Source organism: Bacillus sp. FSL R5-0603 (genome assembly GCF_038050295.1).
GTDB classification, from domain to species: domain Bacteria; phylum Bacillota; class Bacilli; order Bacillales; family Bacillaceae; genus Bacillus; species Bacillus subtilis.
In genome coordinates this window covers 1,143,698-1,164,228 of record NZ_JBBOYP010000001.1, presented here as the reverse complement: position 1 = coordinate 1,164,228, position 20,531 = coordinate 1,143,698, and the positions used below count along the sequence as shown (strand labels likewise).

The window sequence follows — 20,531 nt, the reverse complement described above, 5'->3', positions numbered from 1 at the left end:
CCAACTCGATGAATGATGACAAAATCAATAAATAAGCAAAATAAAAAACCCTTGCTAGGCAAGGGTTTAAGCTATGATTCCGACTGGGCTCGAACCAGCGACCTCTACCCTGTCAAGGTAGCGCTCTCCCAGCTGAGCTACGGAATCATGATATGTATGTGTTGCTGGGTATGTTGTTATCTTTCTGACAAGTTCTATTATATAACCTTCCCTTCTATTCGTCAACTGCTTTTTTAGAAAAACTTTTTTTGGACTTGCTGTTCCGTTCCCCGGCTATTATAATATGTCTTAATTTTCTAACAATAGAGGTGATGGGGTTTTGCATTCTTTGATTTCTTCCGATGATGTTTGGGTATTATGGGGGTTTATTGCGGTGTGGGCGGCAGTGAGCATCGGGCTGGAGCAGCGCTTTAAGTGGGCGTCCACTGTGTCGGGCGCTATTATCGCCCTTGCAGGTGCTATGGTGTTTACAAATGTAGGAGTGCTTCCTGTTGAGTCGCCTGTGTATGACACTGTGTGGTCTTATGTGGTACCACTGGCGATACCACTTTTATTGTTTCAGATCAATGTTCGGCAAATTTTTAAGGAAAGCAGGCGTTTGCTGTTTATTTTTCTGATTAGCTCCGTTGGAACAGTGCTTGGCAGTATCCTGGCTTTTTTTCTACTCATACAGCATATTCCCTATCTCGATAAAATCGGCGGGATGATCAGCGCCTCTTATATCGGCGGCGGGGTCAACTTTGCGGCGATGGCGGCAAAATTTGAGACGCCTGGTGAATATGTGTCGGCTACCGTTGTGGCTGATAATTTTATGATGGCGCTTTTGTTTTTTATTTTAATCAGCATTCCTGCACTCAAATGGTTTCAGCGGCATTATGCCATGCCGTTTGAAGAGAAGGTAAAAGCCGATGGAAACAGCGGAAACAGTGCTGAAAGCTATTGGAAACGGAAGGATATTTCCTTAAAGGATATCGCATTTAATGCCGGTGCTGCTTTCGCGCTTGTTGCGGTAAGTATGAAGGTTTCCGGTTATTTTAAAAGCATTTTTTCTCATCCCCTGCTGACCGGTACGCTTGGCGATCAGTACCTGGTGCTTACGTCTTTAACTGTTCTTATCATTTTTCTTTTTCCGCGTTTTTTTGAAAGGCTCAATGGATCTCAGGAACTTGGAACCTTTTTGATTTATTTATTTTTTGTGGTGATCGGCATTCCTGCAGATCTGCGCTTAATCGTCACCAATGCGCCTCTTATTCTATTATTCGTGTTTATCATTGCGATCAGCAATTTAGCAGTTTCCTTAGCTGCCGGAAAATTGTTCCGGGTGCGGCTTGAAGAAATTCTGCTCGCCGTCAACGCTACTGTCGGGGGACCGACGACTGCGGCTGCGATGGCAATTGCCAAGGGATGGCGGGAGCTTGTCGCCCCGATCATGCTTGTCGGTACGCTCGGCTACTTAATCGGCAACTATGTTGGCACTTTTATGGGAAATTGGTTTTATTCCTTCTTATAAAAAGGATAGTTGCTTTCCCCTGAGAATAATGTAAGAGGAATGCTGACATGAGAACGGAGAGATCACTGTATGTTAAAAGGAAAAACCATTTATGTTAGACCTTTAGAAGTAACGGATGCCGAAGAAAATTTGCGGCTGCAAAGCGAAAATCGGGATTTTTCCGAACAGTTTTCTATGATACGCGCAGACGATTACTATACGGTTGAGGGGCAAAGAAAACGAATAACCGAGTATCAGGAAAGACTTGAGAAAGATGAAGAATATCATTTTGGCATCTTTACAACGCCAGACGATAGATTAATCGGGACGGTTTCGCTCTTTCAAATCATCCGTGGAGCGTTGCAAACTGCGTTCATTGGGTATTTTTTAGACAAAGCCCATAATGGAAAGGGCATTATGACAGAGGCAGTCAGATTGGTTGTTGATTATGCGTTCCACGAATTGAAACTGCATCGGATTGAAGCCGGTGTGATGCCCCGTAATCTCGGGTCCATGCGTGTTTTAGAAAAAGCGGGATTTCATAAAGAAGGCATCGCCCGAAAAAATGTAAAAATTAATGGCGTTTGGGAGGATCATCAAGTCCTCGCGATTCTGAATCCTGATGACGAACAATAATAAAAGAAGCCGGGCCATCCCCGGCTTCTTTTTTAACGAACCGCAACTGGAGCAATTTCTTTCAGCGCTTGTTCGAAATCGTGTTCTAAATCGTCTGCATGTTCGACTCCCACACTCAGACGGAGCAGGCCATCAGTGATACCGCGTTTTTCACGCTCTTCCTTAGGCATTGCCGCGTGAGACATCGTTGCCGGATAGGACAAAATCGATTCCACGGCGCCAAGGCTGACAGCGAAGACCGGCAGTGACACATTCTCGACTAACTTCTTAACGGCCTCTTTGCTTTCAAGCTCAAAAGATAGTACGGCGCCCGCTCCCGTTGACTGGCTTTTATGGGTTTCAGCGCCGGGATGATCAGCCAGTCCCGGATAATACACGCGCTTGACCGCCGGGTGCTTCTGGAAAAATTCCGCAAGCCGCTGCGCTGTTTGGCTCGCTTTTTCTAAACGGACCTGCAACGTTTTTAAGCCGCGCAGCACGAGCCAGCAATCTTGCACGCCAAGGACGGCGCCGAACGCGTTTTGCAGCTTATACAGCTGCTTCCCAAGCTCTTCATCCTTGACAGCAGCTAAACCTGAGAGCACATCGCTGTGTCCGCTTAAGAATTTTGTCGCGCTGTGAAGTACAATATCCACGCCGAGATCAAGCGGACGCTGCAGTGCCGGCGTCATGAATGTATTGTCCAGAAAGGTCAGGCAGCCGTTTTCTTTTGCAAGCTGAACAACTGCTTTAATATCCGTAATCCCAAGTGTCGGATTTGATGGCGTCTCCATATAAATGACCTTTGTGTTCGGCTTGATGCTCCGCGCCACTTCATTACGATCCGTCATGTCGACAAACGTATGCTCAATGCCAAACCGGGTCAGCACCTCTGTCACCATACGGAAGGTTCCGCCGTATACATCTTCTGTCACAAGAACGTGATCACCCTGTGACAGCAGTAAAAATGCTGTTGAGATGGCAGCCATGCCTGAACTGAAAGCAAATCCTCTTGTTCCGCCTTCCAATGCGGCAATTGTTTCTTCGAGAGCTGTTCTTGTCGGCGTGCCAGAGCGGCTGTAATCAAATGCCCCGAATTCTTCAAATGAAGATTGGTGAAAAGTCGAGGCGTGCTGAATCGGCACACTGACCGCCCCGGTTGCGCCGTCTGTTTTAAATGGATTGTGCACGAGCTGGGTTTCCAGCGTCCAATTGTGATTACTCAAATGAAACAGCTCCCTCTTTGACCTGAGATAATGCCTGTTTTAGGTCCTCTTTTAAATCTTCCGCATGTTCAATTCCGACAGAAAAGCGCAGCAAACGATTGCACACTCCGTTTGCGATGCGGATCTCTTCAGGAATATCCATGTGCGTCTGGGTCGCAGGGTATGTAATAAAGCTTTCCACCCCGCCGAGGCTTTCTGCAAAACAAACGGTCTTCAGCGCTTTTAAAAACGGATTGACCCATTCTTCTTTTTGCAGACGGAAGGACAGCATGCCGCCTTTTCCGGGATACAGCACATTCGAAATTTCTTCTTGCTCTTCTAAAAACGCCGCAAGCTCCTGCGCGTTTGCCTGATGCTGACGCATTCTGAGGCTCAGCGTCTTCATTCCTCTCATCAGAAGCCACGAATCAAATGGCGGCAGGACGGCGCCGATCGCATTTTGATGCTGAAACATTTCCTCTCCGAGCCGCTCATCCTTCACCACGACAAGTCCAGCAAGCAGATCGTTATGCCCGCCTAAATACTTGGTTGCGCTGTGAATGACAATGTCAGCTCCCAGCTCAAGCGGCCGCTGCAAGACCGGTGTATAAAATGTATTATCTACGATCAGCAAAAGACCGTGCTCCTTTGTCATCCGGGCAATATGTTCAATGTCCGCCTCCTGCATGAGGGGGTTTGTCGGCGTTTCCACAAACACCGCTTTTGTATTCGGCGTAATCTTAGAGCGTAAACAGTCCTCATCGCTGAAATCATCATAATGAAAAGTCAATCCGTATTTTTTCCATTCATTTTCAAATAAACGGTACGTGCCGCCATATAGGTCCGATGAAACGATCAGTTCATCTCCGCTTTTAAACAGCGCCATAATCGTTTGGATAGCAGCCATTCCCGAACTAAAGGCAAGCCCTCTTGCGCCGTTTTCTAAGTTAGCGATCGCGTCCTCAACAAGCTGGCGTGTCGGATTTTTTGTGCGGACATAATCAAATCCGGTAGATTCTCCGATCCCTCTGTGGCGGTATGCTGTTGATAAATAAATAGGAGCACTCACTGTCCCCGTGACTTCGTCGCTTCGGTTCCCAATTTGGGCTAATTTCGTTTCAACGTGCTGTGACATATAGCTGACACCTTCCCTTTTCAAAATAAAAACCCCTTCTTCATAAGAAGAAGGGGTTTAACGCTTCTTCTTATCTTCCAAGCATAAAAAACGCTTGCTGGATTTAGCACCTTGGCGGTCTGCACATGCAAAACAAGCCGGTTGCTGAGGTTTCTAAGGGCCAGTCCCTCCACCTCTCACGATAAGAAATATCGATTTCAATTTTCTGATTGTTTTATATTAGCGCAATTCACAGTTTATTTCAACACTTTTTTCTTCGTATGCCGAACCGTTTAAAGAGAGAAATTTCTAATAATTCATGGTACAATAATTGAAAATGCAAGAAAGTATAGTGATGTCCTGGAGGAATGTTTTTATGGCACCGAAAAACGGCACAGTGCAAGAAAAGAAATTCTTTTCAAAAGAGCTTAACGAGGAAATGACCTTGCTTGTTTATCTGCCGTCCAACTACTCCCCGCTTTATAAATACCATGTCATTATCGCGCAGGACGGCCACGATTATTTCAGGCTGGGGAGAATTGGCAGACAGGTTGAGGAATTGCTGTCGAAACGCGAAATAGACCGGAGCATTATTATCGGTGTTCCTTATAAGGATGTAAAAGAGCGCAGAAACACCTATCATCCGGAGGGTTCAAAATTTTCGGCGTATAAACGGTTCATCGCCCATGAACTCGTTCCTTTTGCAGATGATGAGTATCCAACCTATCAGATCGGTTACGGCCGAACGCTGATCGGTGATTCGCTCGGAGCGACCGTGTCACTTATGACAGCGCTTGATTATCCGAATATGTTTGGCAACATCATCATGCAGTCTCCCTATGTTGACAAACATGTACTAGAAGCCGTGAAACAGTCTGACGATATCAAACACCTCTCTATTTATCACCAAATCGGAACAAAAGAAACTGACGTCCACACGACAGACGGGAACATTCTGGACTTTACAGAACCGAACCAGGAGCTGAAGCAGCTGCTGGAGAAAAAGCTTTCCGATTATGATTTCGAGCCATTTGACGGAGACCACAAATGGACATACTGGCAGCCGCTCATCACCCCGGCGCTGAAAAAAATGCTTTAACACTCTATCATACTTTATTTCCAGGAGGGACATAATATGAAATATGGAATCGTTTTATTTCCATCAAAAAAGCTCCAAGACCTTGCAAACTCTTACAGAAAGCGCTATGACCCAAGCTACTCTCTGATCCCGCCTCATTTGACGCTGAGAGCATCCTTTGAATGCGCGGAGGAGAAAGCGGATCAGCTCGTATCACATTTAAGAAACATCGCAAAAGAGTCCCACCCACTCGTTCTCAAAATGACAAAATACAGCTCATTTGCGCCTGTCAATAATGTCATTTACATCAAAGCAGAACCGACGGAAGAGTTAAAAACACTCAATGAAAAGCTATACACCGGTGTGTTGGCAGGAGAACAGGAATATAATTTCGTTCCGCATGTGACGGTCGGCCAAAATCTTTCCGACGATGAGCATTCAGATGTGCTGGGACAATTAAAAATGCAGGAAGTGTCGCATGAAGAAATCGTTGACCGTTTCCACTTGCTTTACCAGCTGGAAAACGGATCGTGGACAGTATATGAAACCTTCTTGCTAGGCAGAGGAGAATAATGTTTGAAAGCAGTTATCGCAAAAAATGAAGAACAACTGAAAGATGCATTCTATGTAAGAGAAGAAGTCTTTGTCAAAGAACAAAACGTGCCTGCTGAAGAAGAAATTGACGAACTTGAAAATGAGTCAGAGCATATCGTCGTGTATGACGGTGAAAAGCCTGTCGGTGCCGGAAGATGGCGCATGAAGGACGGCTACGGCAAGTTAGAGCGGATTTGCGTACTGAAAAGTCACCGCTCAGCCGGTGTCGGCGGCATCATTATGAAAGCGCTCGAAAAAGCCGCGGCAGACGGAGGCGCTTCCGGTTTCATTTTAAACGCGCAAACACAGGCTGTGCCGTTTTACAAGAAACACGGGTATCGCGTGCTTTCTGAAAAAGAATTCCTCGATGCCGGCATTCCGCACTTACAAATGATGAAGGACTGAACGCATCCGGATCTTTTGAGATCCGGATTTTTACTGCATATAAAAAAACCGTTCTCTCGTATGAACGGTTTTTTATACATATCGATTAATATATGTGCCCATTCCTTTTTCTCGCAATCTCTTATAAAGAGAGCGCTTACGTTTCATCTCGTTTACTTTTCTTTCAGCTGCCGTTTGATTCTCCTGCTGCTTTTCCAGTTCTTTGTATACCCGCTGAAACGGGACATAGCTGATTTTTTCGGTTCCAGCATAATCCTGCTTATGTCCAATCGTTCTATTAGCATATTGAGCGTATTGCTGGTTCTGAATTTGACCTGCATATATCATACAATACCCACCCCTCTGCTGTCTCTTTTCCCTTAAACTTACTTTTTGAAACACATTTCTTTTGATATGATAGTCATTGTCTGTAATGAACACCTTTTGATAGGGAGGACCCCTTTTTGAAATGCGCCCGACTGAATGATAGAATCATACATTTACATACATATTCGAGAGAACATTATCAATTCCTCTTTGAAGAGGGAATAAAAGGACATTTATTTTGTTCTCATTGCGGAAAGCCCGTTTTGTTACGGCTTAACATCGCCGATCCGCCAGAGTTTATCCATCGCCAGCCAGGCGATTTTCCGGCATGTGAGGAGGCGTGCGAACCGAAGCCTTCTAAAGAGGAAAAAAAAGAAGACGATCAGGAATCTGGTGTCATTCGTTTACCCAAGGGAAAAGCGATCGCCGCTGACCCGTCCCCAGCTGTTACGGAATGGCACCGTCCTAGAAGCATTAAACCAGAAACACCATTTGTGCCAAAAACAATAGAACCCGATACAAACCTTTTTCCGTCTGTCGGTTTAAACACGGATCAGCTGAAAGCTGTCACGGAAACAGAGGGCCCGCTGCTCGTGCTTGCAGGTGCGGGGAGCGGAAAAACACGGGTGCTGACAGCCCGTGCCGCCCACATGATCGAACACTTAGGCATACCGCCTGAAAATATGCTGCTTGTCACCTTTACAACAAAAGCTGTCGCTGAAATGAAAGAGCGTATGGCGAACCAGTACGGATTACAGCCGGCAAAAGTCAGAAGACTTGTGACAGGAACATTCCACAGTCTGTTTTATAAGATCTTGTATCACTCTAATTCTGCTAAATGGAACGGTGAGCATCTGCTGAAAATGGAGTGGCAGCGGGAACAATATATCAAAAAAGCACTCTATGAAGAGGGCATCGATGAGAAAGAATTCCCAGTTGACCAAGCTCTGCAGCAGATCGGTTTTTGGAAAAACACTTATGTCCCAAATGAACGCATCCCTCTAAAAGATGAGTGGGAAAAACAAGTTTATCGTTTATATGAACATTATGAACGCCAGAAAAAAGAACACAGCCAATTTGATTTTGATGACATGGCTTCAGCCTGCTATGAATTGTTTATCGAGCGGCCTGACCTTCTGGAACAATATCAATCTCGGTTTACGTATATCTTAATTGATGAGTTTCAGGACATTAATCCGGTTCAATACAAAATCATGCAAATGCTCGCCAGCCCGGAGCAAAACCTGTGCTGTGTCGGAGACGATGACCAGTCCATCTACGCGTTTCGCGGAAGCAATCCGTCTTTCATTCTTGATTTTCAAAAGGATTATCCGGGAGCGAAGACGATCTATTTAACTGCGAACTACAGGTCTACGCACCCGATCGTCTCTAGTGCTGATATCGTTGTGAAAAAGAACAAAAACAGATATGCCAAAACGCTTGAAGCGGCCCGCGATGACATTCAGGTCCCTGTGCTGTTTTATCCCTATGATGAAGAGGAAGAAGCCACAATGGTCGTTTCCGATATCAAAGAAAAAATTCAAAATGGAGCCAGTCCAGATGACTTTGCGGTTCTTTATCGTACAAACAGCGGAGGCCGTGCTATATATGAGAGGCTTCATCAATCGTCAATTCCGTATACAGCTGACCGCGGCGTCCAATCGTTTTACAGCAGACGGATCGTCCGCCAGATTCTCGCCTACTTGTATGCCAGCCAAAATGAGGATGACACCGAAGCGATTAAACACTTGCTTCCCGCCTTGTTTTTAAAACAGTCCGCTTTGAATACGCTGAAGGCGCTCTCGATTACAGAGGACTGTACCATGATCAAAGCGCTGGCCAAATTGCCTGATCTGAAGCCATTCCAGCTGGACAAAATCAAGAAAATCGTACCGTTTTTTGCAAGCCTCCGCACGATGAAGCCCGTAGAAGCCATCACCTTTGCAGAAGGAAAAATGGGCTTCTCCGAGTATTTAAAAAAGCGGGGCAATGAGGGCAACAAGCTGGAAAAAGGCTCTGATGACCTGCGCGACATCAAGGTTGTCGCCAAGAAGTTCAAAACGATTCCTGACTTTCTTGCCCACGTAGACCATATGAGGGCCGCTGAGAAAAACAGAACGGATGAACATGGCGTTCAGCTGATGACCATTCACCGGTCAAAAGGCCTTGAATTCAAAACAGTCTACGTGTTAGGCACTGTAGACGGCTCGATTCCGCACGATTTCTCATTAGAAACGGCAAGAAAAGGAGACGAGGCCGCTCTTGAGGAGGAAAGACGCCTTTTATATGTAGCCATGACCCGGGCGAAACAGCATTTATATTTGTCTTGCCCCGCTAACAGGCGCGGCAAAACAGCCAATCGCTCAAGATTTTTGTATCCCCTGCTACAGAAAGCAAGACAGCCCTTGCATCATTAACAGCCCGGCAGATAACTGCCGGGTTTTTACTGTAAAAAAAGGCCCGCTGCAGTGAGTCAGCCAGGCCATCCACTTATTTATTATCCATCATTTTAGAAATCGTGCCAAAATCAAGCTTTTCTTTTCCGCTTGTAATAGATTCCACAATTTTATCTTCTAATTCTTTTGGCACGCGTCTGTTTGCCATCTGTGCTACGCGGTTAATCACACTGCGCACTGTATTTTCATCTTTAAAATTAGCGTTTTGGAGTGATCCGGCAAGATTCATTACATCCTGCATCTTCACACCTGTTTTCTTTTCGATATTCTTAAAAAATTGATTATCCATAATGCGCCTCCTTTTGGCGGAGTAATACGGTATTGTATGAATGCACATAATACAATGTGCTTTTCCAACATTTTTAAAAATAAACACAAGGCAAGGAAGCACGGGTTATAACCCGTACTTCCTCAATACATCTTAAAAGAAAGATGCACCTACGATGATGAGGAGAATGAATAATACGACCAACAAAACAAATGTTGAACCATAGCCGCCGCCGTAACCGCCAGCATAACCGCCATAACAGCCGCCGTAGCCGCCGCCGAATCCGTATCCAAAGCCCATAGATAAGCACCTCCTTTACTCTCTATACACTATGTGAGCTGCTTGGATCGGCTTGGATATTCGCATAGGGCGTTTGCGGATTTACGATTGATCATATTGAGCTTGATGTTTTTTAAGTAAGGCCTCCGTTTTTTCAGCCAGCTCTTCAATCTCATCTTCAAATTCCAGACCGGCTTTATCAAATGCATCCAAGTCTTTTCTGATACTGCCCATCGTGTTTTCATGCTCTTTTTGCTTTTGTTCGTGTGGTATATATCTTCCTTCTATCCATTTTTCAAACTCATTCACTTTTATCCCCCCGCTTATGATATATGCTGAGCGAGGCCGCCCCGTTAAAAAAACAAAAAACCGGAGTTCTCCGGTTTCTTTGCCAGGCTATTGAGGCTTTTTCTTTTTATTTCCGCACCCGCAGCCTTTCTTTTTTATCTTTTTTGATTGATACGATGAATCTGTATATGGAGATTTTTGGGAAGGTTTATTATGTTGATTCATTTTTGTCCCCTTCCTTTCCTTATGTCATATATGCTACTTTATGCGTATTCTGACAGAAAGTTGCTGGTGGTAACGCCTTATTCTTGCAGCCATTTTGATACGAGCGTTTCTATGATGCCGGCAAGGCCGGCGATCGCCAAAAGTAAAATCAGCCACTGCGCCGCTTGCGGGATCAACGCCTGGCATAATATCAAAAAGCCGGCACACCACACGCCTGTGCACCAATAGCAGCTCAGCAATTCACCAATAAACGCCCTGACACCGGTTCCTTTAATCACGATATAGGTTTCAATGTTCCCGTCCGCATCCTTTTCTTCCTTCTCTTCATGAAACAGACTGCGAAGCGGCGCCATAATCGTGTCAAACACCAGCAGGCGGGCGAGCCGAAAGACCGCAAGCGATAGAAGAACAATTGTCAGCCCATTTATAACCACTCGTTCACTCCTTTGCCAATCCTGATCCCTTCACATATATGCGAAAACCCTATTCTTCATGAATTGTATCTTGTCCGGCAGAAAATTGGTTATTTTTATTATTCCGCTCGGCACCCCATTTGCATTATATAGAGTATGGATAAGAAAGGAGTGAAGGTTATGTCATTTGAAGAAAAAGTCGAATCCCTGCACCCTGCAATATTTGAGCAATTATCAAGCGAATTCGAACAGCAGATCGAAGTGATTGATTGCGAAAATATCACAATTGACACGTCACATATAACAGCTGCCCTTTCTATACAAGCCTTTGTGACAACCATGATTATCGTGGCGACTCAGCTCGTCATCGCCGACGAGGATTTGGCTGACGCAGTGGCAAGTGAAATTCTTATTCTCGATAGCTCCCAAATCAAAAAAAGAACCATCATTAAAATTATCAACAGCCGCAACATCAAAATTACTTTGTCTGCCGACGAGATAATAACCTTTGTACAAATCTTGCTTCAGGTGTTAAACAGCATTCTCAGTGAACTTGACGTCCTTTAACCCTTTCTTTTTCACAAACTTAAAAGACGAGGTGAAAACAAATGTCAGATAACGATAAATTCAAAGAAGAGCTTGCAAAGCTTCCAGAAGTTGATCCAATGACGAAAATGCTGGTCCAAAATATATTTTCTAAACATGGTGTCACGAAAGACAAAATGAAAAAAGTATCAGACGAAGAAAAAGAAATGCTCCTAAATCTTGTGAAAGACTTACAAGCTAAATCACAAGCGCTAATAGAAAACCAAAAGAAGAAAAAAGAAGAAGCAGCCGTGCAAGAGCAAAAGAACACAAAACCATTAAGCCGCAGAGAGCAGCTCATTGAACAGATCAGACAAAGACGGAAAAACGATAACAATTAGCCAATCATAAAAAAATAGGGTTCTTCATCAGGATATATGACTCAGTCAAAATAAGAGGCTCGCTCATTTAATAACAGTAAAAGAAAAGGAGGAATAGATATGGAAAGCAGACCATATTCTTGGGTTGCACTTGATCCTGACTGTGACCATCCGTTAGATGACAAAGAGAAAGATAAAGAAAAACACGAAAGAAAATGTCATTGCGACGTTTGCTGTAATGGCAATGGTTTTTTTGGCAACGACAATGCCTTCATCGACCAAGATCTAGCTCAAGCAAATCTCAACAAACAAGTTTCAGATGAAACGATTATTATTAGAGATTCTTGTGACATCAATGTTACATCTACAGACGTTCAAGCCGTAACATCAGTTGTAACAGCACTTAATGCCGCTGTCGTAACGGCAACTCTGACATCCATTGCAGACGGCGTAATTGCCGAATTAGTCGCACAAGATTTGTTACAGCTTACAGCCAACAAACAAGTAAATCGCCAAAAGCTTCTCATCGAATGTTCCCGCGGCGTAAACGTCACAACAGTAGATGCCGATATCGCAACCCTTATCTCTACAGCAACAAATACACTCGTAGCCATCCTAGTTATCACTCTTGTCCTTTAGAACCTAAAAGCAGAGCTAAAAACGCTCTGCTTTTTCTTATTTTCTAAGCATATGATGAATATATAGACGTTCACCCACACCAAGTGGGGCACGGGTACATATGTTGTTAAGGACTAAAGTCAAATACCCTATAAAGAAGGAGCTGAAATCAATGAGCTGCGGAAAAACCCATGGCCGGCATGAGAACTGTGTATGCGATGCAGTGGAAAAGATTTTAGCAGAGCAGGAGGCAGTTGAAGAACAGTGTCCGACTGGCTGCTATACCAACCTTTTAAACCCTACGATTGCTGGAAAAGACACAATTCCGTTTCTCGTTTTTGATAAAAAAGGCGGATTGTTCTCCACATTCGGAAACGTGGGGGGATTTGTGGATGATATGCAATGCTTTGAATCCATTTTCTTCCGCGTCGAAAAATTATGCGATTGCTGTGCAACACTTTCTATTTTACGCCCGGTCGATGTCAAAGGCGATACCTTAAGTGTTTGCCACCCTTGCGACCCGGATTTCTTCGGGCTAGAAAAAACAGATTTCTGCATTGAAGTGGATCTCGGATGCTTCTGCGCGATTCAATGCCTATCACCAGAGTTAGTTGACAGAACATCGCCTCATAAAGATAAAAAGCATCATCACAATGGATAAACACTTGTAAAGAGGAATCCCCTTCCAAACTCTATTACAGGTGCAAATCATTCAGCTGCTTCCAGCGTGAGGCAGCTGACTCTCCATCATTTCGCCAGTCTCAAATTTATAAGGCAGGAGGGATAATATGAGCCAGAAAACATCAAGCTGCGTGCGTGAAGCTGTAGAAAATATTGAAGAACTGCAAAACGCTGTTGAAGAGGACTGCCCAACCGGCTGCCACTCTAAGCTTTTATCTGTAAGCCATTCGTTAGGCGACACAGTGCCTTTTGCAATATTTACATCAAAATCAACGCCATTAGTCGCCTTCGGAAATGTCGGCGAACTCGATAACGGCCCTTGCTTTAATACAGTATTTTTCAGGGTCGAAAGAGTGCATGGAAGCTGCGCAACACTGTCATTATTAATCGCATTTGACGAACACAAACACATTTTGGACTTCACCGATAAAGATACGGTGTGTGAAGTCTTCCGACTTGAAAAAACGAACTACTGTATTGAAGTGGACTTAGACTGCTTCTGCGCAATCAACTGCTTAAATCCTCGATTAATCAATCGTACACATCATCATCATTAATCATAAGCTGGAAAAGCTTGCAGGCCTGCAGGCTTTTCTCTATGTAAAAAAGCTGTCCGGCAACATCAGCCGGGCAGCTTTTTTCTTTTTCGTTAAAAACCGAGCGGGTGCAAAGAGGTAATATCATCGATTGCCAGTTCGGTTGGGGCTCCGTTTCCGGTTGTTCGAAGCAGGACGGAATCATTTCTTCTTCCGACAATCACGCCCCTGTACGTTCTTCCATTGGCTTCAATCAAACAAAGCGCTCTCGGCATGTTATGAGGCAGCTTTGTTAAAAAATCAATTTTTTCGTGGATCGTCATCTTGCTCATCGGTTTTTTCACCTTTCGTGCCGGCGGTGCTTTTTCCTCCGCTTTATCAGCACTATGGACAGCTTCCGGTTCTTTCTCAGGCTTCCGGGTCTCAAGTGCAGGCTCTTCCTTTTTTTCTGCTTTCGGGGGCTCGTGTTCAACGGTTTCTTCTACGGCCTGCGGCTCTGCTTTCTGTTCCTCTTGGCTTTTTATGTTCTCTGGCTCTCTCGCCTCTTGTGTTTGCTGACTCACTGGTTCGGCTGCAGGCTTTTGGTCTTCTTGCAGGACATCCTGTGCCACGGCTTCCTCCTGCTGATTCTCATGGTAAGCCGGCTTTTCCTCAGCTTTTGGCGGAGCGGGTTTGTCGGCCTTTCTTTTGATGACAATCTCCTGCATGGATGATCTTGTAGTTTCTGCATAATCCGGCTGAACAATATACATGAGCGGTTTTTTATCCGCGTTTCTTTTCTTATTAGACATCTTCATCCCTCCGATTGTGTCATATTCTATCTATATGACAGAAAGCTGAAAATCAGAAGAAATAAAAAAGCAATCCCTATTCGGGATTGCTTGATATAGATCCTGCTTAGCGGGCAGTGATATGGAAACCTGAATCAACGTGAAGATTTTCACCTGTAATCCCGCGGGACATATCGCTGAACAAGAACGCAGCTGTATCGCCCACTTCTTCAGGTGTTGTCGTGCGGCGAAGCGGTGCACGCTCTTCGATGTCTTTTAAGATAGAGTTGAAATCGCTGATGCCTTTAGCAGATAATGTTCTGATCGGGCCGGCAGAAATGCTGTTAACGCGGATATTTTCTTTTCCTAAGTCAGCAGCTAAATATTTCACACTTGCATCAAGAGAAGCTTTTGCTACACCCATGACGTTGTAGTTTGGCATCACAAGCTCTCCGCCAAGGTACGTCAAAGTGACAATGCTTCCGCCTTCAGTCATCATCGGACGTGCCGCTTTGACAACAGCAGTCAGAGAATATGAGCTGATGTTATGAGCCAAAAGGAAGCCGTCACGATTTGTGTTTAAGTATTCGCCCACAAGCTCTTCTTTGTTGGCAAACGCGATACAATGCGCGATACCGTGGATTACACCGACCTGCTCCTTAATGCTTGCAAAGCAAGTTTCGATTTCTGCGTCGTTTGTAACATCGCAAGGGAGGATGATGGAATCGTTGCGGTCTAATGTTCCAGCAAGCTCGTGAACGGATTTCTCCAGGCGTTCACCAGCGTATGTGAAAATCAAACGTGCACCCGCTTCATGTAAAGAACGCGCAATGCCCCAGGCGATGCTGCGTTTGTTGGCTACCCCCATCACAACAATGTTACGGCCTTCAAGTGAAAAATTCATATGTATAAAGCCTCCTATATTTAATAAAGACATAGTATTAGTACCTGATCTTAATTCCTATCATATCATAACCTTGTCCAGATGAAAAGCGCATACCGTAGCAAACGCAAAAGAGATCACCATCAGCTGGTGATCTCATCGGCTTGTATTTAAGCTGTTTCGTTTAAAAGCGAAATGGTTTGTCGGCCCGTGTCCCGACCCGATGCCAAGCGTATTTTCCACCGCTTCGCGGACAAAGTTGGCCGCAACCTCAAATGCCTGATGGATGCTGTCTCCTTTAGCCGTTTGGGCTGTTAAAGCCGCAGCAAAGGTGCAGCCTGTGCCATGCGTATGCTTAGTATCGATATAAGGATGGGTGATTTGCATAAACATGCTTCCATCAAAAAGAAGGTCAGTAATGTGATTGTCCTCAGGCTGGTGCCCGCCTTTGATAATGACATGCCGCGCACCCATCTTGACGAGCTGCTCCGCTGCTTTTTTTCGGTCATCCAGCGAGCTGATTGTCATTCCTGTCAGCGTTTCTGCTTCCGGGACATTCGGCGTAATCGCGTAGCTTCTTGGAATGAGCAACTCCTTTAAGGTGGCAACTGACTCATCACGCAGCAAGGATGCCCCGCCCTTTGCGATCATAACCGGATCAACAATTACACGATTGAATCCGTACTCGTCAATTTTTCTTGCCACTTCTTTAATCATGTCGGCATTCCAGAGCATTCCCGTTTTAACTGCATCCGGTCTCAAATCCTCAGCAACAGCGTCAATTTGCTGTCTCAACGCCTCTACAGTCAGCGGATGCACCCCATGAACGCCAAGCGTATTTTGAGCGGTTACCGCTGTAATCGCAGACATTCCGAATACATCAAGCTCTTGAAAGGTTTTAATATCAGCCTGTATCCCTGCGCCGCCGCCTGAATCTGATCCGGCGATTGTCAATGCTTTATATATACTCATTACACTACACTCCTTTTATTACCCGATCCATTTATGATAAATAGATTTTGCCCGGGCAATATCATTTGTTCCATGGATCAAAGCTCTGCCGTCCCGGAACAGCACCATTTTCATATCATCCGAGCGGCAGGAAATTAAATACGGGTTCGCAGCTACTTCAAGCCCGGCCTGCCTCAGCTGACCGGCAAGCGCTTCAAGATCCGCTTCTTTCGTAATGGATGATCTGATCTGCACCGTGTTCCTGCCGCACAATACAGCCGCTTTTGTTTGATTTTCATATGACAAAAACGGAAAATCCTTTGTGCCGCAGCTTGGGCATGCGTCATGTTTGAGACTGGCCGCTCTCACTTCTGACCGCTCGTTTTTCCACAAATCAAAGGAGCGCAGCACCGGCTCGCACTCCTCTCCCGTCAGCAGCTTCAGTGCATCTGTTACCTGAAAGACTGCTACCTGCAAAACAGCCGGACTGATGATGCCGGCTGTGTCACATGTTGCTCCGCCAATCGGAAGTGTATCGAGCAAGCAATGCAGGCAAGGAGTAGAACCCGGCACCACGGTAAAGGTGAGGCCGTAGCTCCCTACACAGGCACCGTAAAGAAAAGGAATCCCTTCCTTTACCGCAGCATCATTTACAATCAGGCGGGTTTCAAAATTATCAGCCGCATCCACAATAATCGATGCATCCCTAATCAGCTCGAAGATATTTTCTGCTGTCACATCCATGACAAGTCCGGTCACATCAACATCGCTGTTAATCGAACGGAGACGGCGCTCCGCAGCGGCTGCTTTCGGCATTTCTTTTTTGACATCATCTTCTGTATAAAGCTGTTGGCGCTGGAGGTTGCTCCATTCAACATAATCTCTGTCGGCAATTTTCACAGAGCCGACTCCCGCTCTCACCAGCATTTCTGCACTGGCTGTTCCGAGCGCGCCGGCGCCGATAATCACGGCGCGCGCTTCTTTCAATTTTTTCTGGCCGGATGGTCCGATCGGAGCAAACAGCTCCTGCCTTGAATACCTGCCTGTCATACAGGAAGACCTTCTCCCGGACTGCTTGCCGTTCCGTATTGCTTAAGCGGGATTCGGCCCGCCTCATAAGAAAGGCGTCCTGCTTCCACCGCGAGCTTCATGGCACGAGCCATTTTCACAGGATCGTCAGCGCCCGATACAGCCGTATTGAGCAGTACGCCATCCGCTCCAAGCTCCATTGCGTATGCCGCATCTTTAGGCGAGCCGATTCCCGCATCCACGATGACCGGCACTTTCGCCTGTTCAATAATAAATGACAGATTCAAAGGATTTAAGATTCCTTGTCCCGATCCAATCGGAGATGCACCCGGCATGATGGCATGAACGCCGAGCTCTTCCAGCTTTCTCGCCAGCACAACGTCATCCGACGTGTACGGGAGCACAATAAAGCCTTCTTCAAGAAGCTGTTCAGACGCTTTTAATGTCTCAACAGGGTCAGGCAGCAAGGAACGGCTGCATCCGATGACTTCAACTTTAATCATGTCACAAAGGCCTGACGCTTTTGCCAGCCTTGCAATCCTAACCGCTTCTTCAGCAGTGCTGGCGCCCGCTGTATTCGGCAAAAGCGTATATTTGGATAAATCAAGCTGTTCCAGAAAATTCGGCTGAGATGCTTCAAAGATGTTCATTCTCCTTACAGCAAATGTTAAAATATCAGACTCAGAAACAGCTACTGCTTCCTTTTGAATGTCAAACGATGGGTATTTCCCCGTGCCCAGCAGCAATCTTGATTGAAATGATTTTCCGCCAATTGTTAACATGCTCATCCGCCTCCTACAAAATGGACAATTTCAATGACATCACGATCACAAAGCTCAACCTCGTGATAGCGTTCTTTCCCGATTATTTCTTTATTTCTTTCCACGATAACGATTTTATTTTCAAGCTGATACGACGCCAGCAGGTCTTGAATTGTACCTGTGTCTTTTTCCCACTTCACGTCTTTACCGTTCAGCTGTAGGATCATATCTGAATCGCCTCCTTGCGATCAATTCGGAATGCGTGCAGCCAGTCTTGGTTGACCTCTTTATTCATGATGAGATCACTGATCAAAGCGCCCGTTGCGGGAGCAAGCAGGATCCCATTTCTGAAATGGCCAGCCGCAAATAAAATACGGCTGTCCTCAGGATGTCTGCCGATGTACGGTTTTCCATCCTTTGTTCCCGGACGGAGTCCCGCCCAAAAACGATCCACCTTCATATTCTGTATAGCCGGCAGCATCGTTTTTGCTTTTTTCATAACCGATTCCAATCCGCCAAGATCTGGTGTTTCACTCCAGTCCCCCGGCTTCATTGTAGCGCCGACAACCAGTCTGCCGCTTTTTCTCGGTACGATATAGCAATGGTCATGATAAAGCGTTTTTGTCAGCGGGATATCATCATTCCAAACGGACAGGCACTCCCCTTTTACAGGGAGAAAAGCATTGTTCAGTCCAAGCTGTTTAAAAAACATTCCGCTCCACACCCCGCTGGCAACGACAACATGATTAGCCCATACGTCTCCGCTAAGGGTCTTGATGGACAGGGCTTCACCGTCACGTTCGACATGCAGGACGGGCGTATGCTCAAAAATCTCCGCTCCAAGCATTTTTGCTGCTTTCACATATGCCTTGCAAACAAAATAAGGCTCCACATGCACATCATCCTGAATAAAAGATGCACCAAAGATGTCACCTGACGCATACGGCTCTTTTTCTAACACCTCTTCTTTTGAATACCAGCTGACAGAGTCCAAATCGTCCATCTGTCTCAGCTGCAGCACATCTTCTTCAGAAAATGCAAGCTTAAACATACCGCCGTTATGCTGCCTGATATCCACACCGGATAATGCATAAAGCTCTTCTCCAAGACCTTTGTACAGACGCTGACTGTGCATGGCGAAATCAAAAAACGCGTCACGTTCCTCGCATTCGGCATGGGCGCCCAGCATTCCGGCAGCGGCACTTGTCGTTCTGCCGCCCATTGTTCCGCTTTCAAACAATGCGGTGCTTTTGTTTTCCTTTGCCAAATGATAAGCAATCGCGGAACCGATAATTCCGCCTCCAATCACCACTGCTTCATAATGCCTTTTCATAGCGCATCTCCTTTAGCTTGCGGGAATATCGTCTGGCTGCTTCCAAGGGCTCAGCGGAAGAGAAAATTCCTGACATAACAGCAATGCCGTCTGCTCCTGCTTGTTTTACGTCTCTTAACCTGTCCGGCGTCATCCCCCCGATGGCTATAACCGGGATGGAAATCCGCTGTTTGATATCTGACAGCAAAGATACTCCTCTGCCTTCAAGACCCTTTTTGCAATCCGTTTCAAACACATGGCCGAACAGCACGTAGTCCGCGTCTTCCTTTTCTGCTTGAACCGCTTCCTCCAGTGAATGCACCGACCTCCCGATATGAAGGTGTGGAAATCTGGCTCTGACCTGCTTCGGTGAAAAGCTGCCGCTTGGCAGCTGCACGCGGTGAATAGTAGAGAAAAGTGCAATATCCACGCGCCCGTTCATCACCAGTTTTCGTTTATCTATACCGCCTTCAAAAATAAGCTCGAGCAGTTTCAAAATATCCGCCGCCGATTTTGAGCGTTCCCGAATATGAATAAAATCAACTTCATTCTGAATCGTAATGATGATTCTCGCTAGCTCTTCTACCGGCTTGCTGTCATCCGTTATGGCGTGAAGCTCCACATTCCTCCACCTCTTTTATGGCGCTGTCAGACCAGCCTTCTTTTCGATAGGCCATTCCCCAAAATTGATATTCATAGTAGCTGGAGATGACAAAATTCTCTTTCATCTTGGCACGCACTTCCTCCGTGCTGTTTTCCGCCAGCTCATCAAAGCGGTTGATTTGCTCCTCGACCTGTTGTCTAAACCAATCACCGCCATATGTGCCAATCCACTTCTGATAAATTGGATGCCCCGGATCACAATGCAGCAATTTCTCACCAACCTCATAATAGAGCCAATAGCATGGCAGCAAGGCCGCTAAGATTTCTGCGAAATTCCCACTCAAAACCGAACGGTACATATGGGATGTATAAGAGTACGCAGTAGGAGACGGCTTAAACGCCTTACGCTCTTCCTCGCTGATTTCCAACAGCTCGGCAAACTCCCGATGAAGCGCCATTTCCGCCTCATATGTACCTTGGGCATGGCTTGCCATCCGCCCCGTTGTATAAAGATCCTTCGCATAAGCGGCGCCAAATGACTGCACCTTTGCAAAATGCGTTAAATAATAGGAATCCTGAAGTACGTAGTATTTAAAACGGTCAATCGGAAGCGTTCCGTCACCGATTCCTTGAACGAACGGATGGACAAAGCTCCCCTCCCACCATTCTGCGGCTGCACTGCGGCATTCTTCTGAAAACTTCACAAATCATTCCCCCTCTGAAAATAAAAAAACCACTTTCCCGCAA

The 20,531-nt window shown here is 45.7% G+C and carries 27 protein-coding genes, 1 tRNA gene and 1 riboswitch; of the genes, 11 read left to right on the top strand and 17 right to left on the bottom strand.

The genetic code is table 11. The features are described 5' to 3' along the window. Positions 1–74 precede the first annotated feature (74 nt). A tRNA-Val gene (locus NYE56_RS05970) sits at positions 75–147 on the bottom strand. 172 nt (positions 148–319) lie between these two features. On the opposite strand from NYE56_RS05970, the gene NYE56_RS05965 reads away from it, so the two are divergent. Then, positions 320–1,510, top strand: coding sequence for a DUF819 family protein (locus NYE56_RS05965; protein ID WP_341283602.1), 1,191 nt, complete (start codon positions 320–322; stop codon positions 1,508–1,510). A 69-nt stretch (positions 1,511–1,579) separates the two neighbouring features. Continuing rightward, the gene (locus NYE56_RS05960; protein WP_341283601.1) at positions 1,580–2,125 is read left to right on the top strand and encodes a GNAT family N-acetyltransferase; all 546 of its coding nucleotides are present in this window, start codon (positions 1,580–1,582) and stop codon (positions 2,123–2,125) included. Positions 2,126–2,157: 32 nt separating this feature from the next. Here NYE56_RS05960 and metC read toward each other — a convergent pair whose 3' ends face one another. Beyond that, entirely contained in the window at positions 2,158–3,330 is a 1,173-nt protein-coding gene (gene metC, locus NYE56_RS05955) for a cystathionine beta-lyase (RefSeq protein WP_268554812.1), read from the bottom strand. Then, positions 3,323–4,444 carry a cystathionine gamma-synthase/O-acetylhomoserine thiolyase gene (gene metI, locus NYE56_RS05950; RefSeq protein WP_341284382.1) on the bottom strand — a complete coding sequence of 374 codons (1,122 nt, stop codon included), beginning with the start codon at positions 4,442–4,444 and terminating at the stop codon, positions 3,323–3,325. The genes metC and metI overlap by 8 nt, the downstream gene beginning before the upstream one ends. Before the next feature lie 67 nt (positions 4,445–4,511). Next, positions 4,512–4,632, bottom strand: a riboswitch (SAM riboswitch). A gap of 167 nt (positions 4,633–4,799) precedes the next feature. Between metI and NYE56_RS05945 the strand changes: the two genes are divergently transcribed. From NYE56_RS05945 to NYE56_RS05935, 3 genes are read left to right on the top strand one after another with little or no spacing between them, the layout of a single operon-like run. After that, positions 4,800–5,522, top strand: coding sequence for an esterase family protein (locus NYE56_RS05945; protein ID WP_106073823.1), 723 nt, complete (start codon positions 4,800–4,802; stop codon positions 5,520–5,522). A 36-nt stretch (positions 5,523–5,558) separates the two neighbouring features. Continuing rightward, entirely contained in the window at positions 5,559–6,074 is a 516-nt protein-coding gene (locus NYE56_RS05940; RefSeq protein WP_003232861.1) for a YjcG family protein, read from the top strand. A 3-nt stretch (positions 6,075–6,077) separates the two neighbouring features. Beyond that, positions 6,078–6,500: a GNAT family N-acetyltransferase gene (locus tag NYE56_RS05935; protein WP_003245407.1), complete on the top strand. Its 423-nt coding sequence runs from the start codon at positions 6,078–6,080 to the stop codon at positions 6,498–6,500. A 72-nt stretch (positions 6,501–6,572) separates the two neighbouring features. On the opposite strand, the gene NYE56_RS05930 is transcribed toward NYE56_RS05935, so the two are convergent. Continuing rightward, the gene (locus NYE56_RS05930) at positions 6,573–6,827 is read right to left on the bottom strand and encodes a hypothetical protein (protein ID WP_003232866.1); all 255 of its coding nucleotides are present in this window, start codon (positions 6,825–6,827) and stop codon (positions 6,573–6,575) included. 116 nt (positions 6,828–6,943) lie between these two features. Here NYE56_RS05930 and NYE56_RS05925 point away from each other — a divergent pair, with 116 nt between their 5' ends. Next, positions 6,944–9,223 (top strand): ATP-dependent helicase, encoded by a 2,280-nt coding sequence (locus NYE56_RS05925; RefSeq protein ID WP_341283600.1) that lies wholly within the window; start codon positions 6,944–6,946, stop codon positions 9,221–9,223. A 73-nt stretch (positions 9,224–9,296) separates the two neighbouring features. Here NYE56_RS05925 and spoVIF read toward each other — a convergent pair whose 3' ends face one another. From spoVIF to yjcA, 4 genes are all read right to left on the bottom strand, one after another. Further along, positions 9,297–9,551: a sporulation-specific transcription regulator SopVIF gene (gene spoVIF / locus NYE56_RS05920; protein WP_003232870.1), complete on the bottom strand. Its 255-nt coding sequence runs from the start codon at positions 9,549–9,551 to the stop codon at positions 9,297–9,299. Between the two features lie 132 nt (positions 9,552–9,683). Further along, positions 9,684–9,830, bottom strand: coding sequence for a sporulation protein YjcZ (gene yjcZ / locus NYE56_RS05915; RefSeq protein ID WP_015252337.1), 147 nt, complete (start codon positions 9,828–9,830; stop codon positions 9,684–9,686). Positions 9,831–9,911: 81 nt separating this feature from the next. Continuing rightward, a complete protein-coding gene (locus tag NYE56_RS05910) occupies positions 9,912–10,118 on the bottom strand; it encodes a hypothetical protein (protein WP_335449152.1) in 207 nt (68 codons plus the stop codon). Positions 10,119–10,399: 281 nt separating this feature from the next. Continuing rightward, complete coding sequence (gene yjcA / locus NYE56_RS05905; protein WP_014476457.1) at positions 10,400–10,756, bottom strand: sporulation protein YjcA; 357 nt, start codon at positions 10,754–10,756, stop codon at positions 10,400–10,402. 159 nt (positions 10,757–10,915) lie between these two features. Here yjcA and cotV point away from each other — a divergent pair, with 159 nt between their 5' ends. The 5 genes from cotV (at position 10,916) to cotZ (ending at position 13,496) form a co-directional block, all read left to right on the top strand. After that, positions 10,916–11,302: a spore coat protein CotV gene (cotV, locus tag NYE56_RS05900; protein ID WP_003244871.1), complete on the top strand. Its 387-nt coding sequence runs from the start codon at positions 10,916–10,918 to the stop codon at positions 11,300–11,302. A 41-nt stretch (positions 11,303–11,343) separates the two neighbouring features. Next, positions 11,344–11,661 carry a spore coat protein CotW gene (gene cotW, locus NYE56_RS05895; protein ID WP_341283599.1) on the top strand — a complete coding sequence of 106 codons (318 nt, stop codon included), beginning with the start codon at positions 11,344–11,346 and terminating at the stop codon, positions 11,659–11,661. A gap of 99 nt (positions 11,662–11,760) precedes the next feature. Continuing rightward, positions 11,761–12,279 carry a spore coat protein CotX gene (gene cotX / locus NYE56_RS05890; RefSeq protein WP_003244668.1) on the top strand — a complete coding sequence of 173 codons (519 nt, stop codon included), beginning with the start codon at positions 11,761–11,763 and terminating at the stop codon, positions 12,277–12,279. A gap of 151 nt (positions 12,280–12,430) precedes the next feature. Next, positions 12,431–12,919 (top strand): spore coat protein CotY, encoded by a 489-nt coding sequence (gene cotY / locus NYE56_RS05885; RefSeq protein ID WP_003239243.1) that lies wholly within the window; start codon positions 12,431–12,433, stop codon positions 12,917–12,919. A gap of 127 nt (positions 12,920–13,046) precedes the next feature. Then, the gene (cotZ, locus tag NYE56_RS05880; RefSeq protein ID WP_003239244.1) at positions 13,047–13,496 is read left to right on the top strand and encodes a spore coat protein CotZ; all 450 of its coding nucleotides are present in this window, start codon (positions 13,047–13,049) and stop codon (positions 13,494–13,496) included. Between the two features lie 92 nt (positions 13,497–13,588). Here cotZ and cotO read toward each other — a convergent pair whose 3' ends face one another. From cotO to tenA, 9 genes are all read right to left on the bottom strand, one after another. After that, entirely contained in the window at positions 13,589–14,272 is a 684-nt protein-coding gene (gene cotO / locus NYE56_RS05875) for a spore coat protein CotO (RefSeq protein WP_341283598.1), read from the bottom strand. 100 nt (positions 14,273–14,372) lie between these two features. Beyond that, on the bottom strand, positions 14,373–15,149 hold the full coding sequence (gene fabI / locus NYE56_RS05870) for an enoyl-ACP reductase FabI (RefSeq protein WP_003232896.1): 777 nt from the start codon (positions 15,147–15,149) through the stop codon (positions 14,373–14,375). Between the two features lie 135 nt (positions 15,150–15,284). Further along, positions 15,285–16,100 (bottom strand): bifunctional hydroxymethylpyrimidine kinase/phosphomethylpyrimidine kinase, encoded by an 816-nt coding sequence (gene thiD / locus NYE56_RS05865; RefSeq protein WP_268554814.1) that lies wholly within the window; start codon positions 16,098–16,100, stop codon positions 15,285–15,287. 18 nt (positions 16,101–16,118) lie between these two features. Next, entirely contained in the window at positions 16,119–17,129 is a 1,011-nt protein-coding gene (gene thiF, locus NYE56_RS05860) for a thiazole biosynthesis adenylyltransferase ThiF (protein ID WP_033883575.1), read from the bottom strand. After that, positions 17,126–17,896, bottom strand: a complete 771-nt coding sequence (gene thiG / locus NYE56_RS05855; RefSeq protein WP_010886483.1) for a thiazole synthase — start codon at positions 17,894–17,896, stop codon at positions 17,126–17,128. Before thiG ends, thiF begins: the two co-directional genes overlap by 4 nt. Further along, positions 17,893–18,093: a sulfur carrier protein ThiS gene (thiS, locus tag NYE56_RS05850; protein ID WP_072173897.1), complete on the bottom strand. Its 201-nt coding sequence runs from the start codon at positions 18,091–18,093 to the stop codon at positions 17,893–17,895. Before thiS ends, thiG begins: the two co-directional genes overlap by 4 nt. Then, a complete protein-coding gene (gene thiO / locus NYE56_RS05845; RefSeq protein WP_268554815.1) occupies positions 18,093–19,202 on the bottom strand; it encodes a glycine oxidase ThiO in 1,110 nt (369 codons plus the stop codon). The genes thiS and thiO overlap by 1 nt, the downstream gene beginning before the upstream one ends. Next, complete coding sequence (gene tenI / locus NYE56_RS05840) at positions 19,186–19,803, bottom strand: thiazole tautomerase TenI (RefSeq protein ID WP_015715674.1); 618 nt, start codon at positions 19,801–19,803, stop codon at positions 19,186–19,188. Before tenI ends, thiO begins: the two co-directional genes overlap by 17 nt. Beyond that, positions 19,778–20,488, bottom strand: coding sequence for a thiaminase II (gene tenA, locus NYE56_RS05835; RefSeq protein WP_003232909.1), 711 nt, complete (start codon positions 20,486–20,488; stop codon positions 19,778–19,780). Before tenA ends, tenI begins: the two co-directional genes overlap by 26 nt. Between the last annotated feature and the right edge of the window lie 43 nt (positions 20,489–20,531).

Bases quoted from the DNA above. Each gene is read 5' to 3' on its own strand.
- NYE56_RS05960 (WP_341283601.1), top strand. From the start codon at position 1,580: ATGTTAAAAGGAAAAACCATTTATGTTAGACCTTTAGAAGTAACGGAT.
- metI (WP_341284382.1), bottom strand. From the start codon at position 4,444: ATGTCACAGCACGTTGAAACGAAATTAGCCCAAATTGGGAACCGAAGC.
- NYE56_RS05945 (WP_106073823.1), top strand. From the start codon at position 4,800: ATGGCACCGAAAAACGGCACAGTGCAAGAAAAGAAATTCTTTTCAAAA.
- NYE56_RS05940 (WP_003232861.1), top strand. From the start codon at position 5,559: ATGAAATATGGAATCGTTTTATTTCCATCAAAAAAGCTCCAAGACCTT.
- NYE56_RS05930 (WP_003232866.1), bottom strand. From the start codon at position 6,827: ATGATATATGCAGGTCAAATTCAGAACCAGCAATACGCTCAATATGCT.
- spoVIF (WP_003232870.1), bottom strand. From the start codon at position 9,551: ATGGATAATCAATTTTTTAAGAATATCGAAAAGAAAACAGGTGTGAAG.
- yjcZ (WP_015252337.1), bottom strand. From the start codon at position 9,830: ATGGGCTTTGGATACGGATTCGGCGGCGGCTACGGCGGCTGTTATGGC.
- cotV (WP_003244871.1), top strand. From the start codon at position 10,916: ATGTCATTTGAAGAAAAAGTCGAATCCCTGCACCCTGCAATATTTGAG.
- cotW (WP_341283599.1), top strand. From the start codon at position 11,344: ATGTCAGATAACGATAAATTCAAAGAAGAGCTTGCAAAGCTTCCAGAA.
- cotX (WP_003244668.1), top strand. From the start codon at position 11,761: ATGGAAAGCAGACCATATTCTTGGGTTGCACTTGATCCTGACTGTGAC.
- cotY (WP_003239243.1), top strand. From the start codon at position 12,431: ATGAGCTGCGGAAAAACCCATGGCCGGCATGAGAACTGTGTATGCGAT.
- cotZ (WP_003239244.1), top strand. From the start codon at position 13,047: ATGAGCCAGAAAACATCAAGCTGCGTGCGTGAAGCTGTAGAAAATATT.
- cotO (WP_341283598.1), bottom strand. From the start codon at position 14,272: ATGAAGATGTCTAATAAGAAAAGAAACGCGGATAAAAAACCGCTCATG.
- fabI (WP_003232896.1), bottom strand. From the start codon at position 15,149: ATGAATTTTTCACTTGAAGGCCGTAACATTGTTGTGATGGGGGTAGCC.
- thiD (WP_268554814.1), bottom strand. From the start codon at position 16,100: ATGAGTATATATAAAGCATTGACAATCGCCGGATCAGATTCAGGCGGC.
- thiF (WP_033883575.1), bottom strand. From the start codon at position 17,129: ATGACAGGCAGGTATTCAAGGCAGGAGCTGTTTGCTCCGATCGGACCA.
- thiG (WP_010886483.1), bottom strand. From the start codon at position 17,896: ATGAGCATGTTAACAATTGGCGGAAAATCATTTCAATCAAGATTGCTG.
- thiO (WP_268554815.1), bottom strand. From the start codon at position 19,202: ATGAAAAGGCATTATGAAGCAGTGGTGATTGGAGGCGGAATTATCGGT.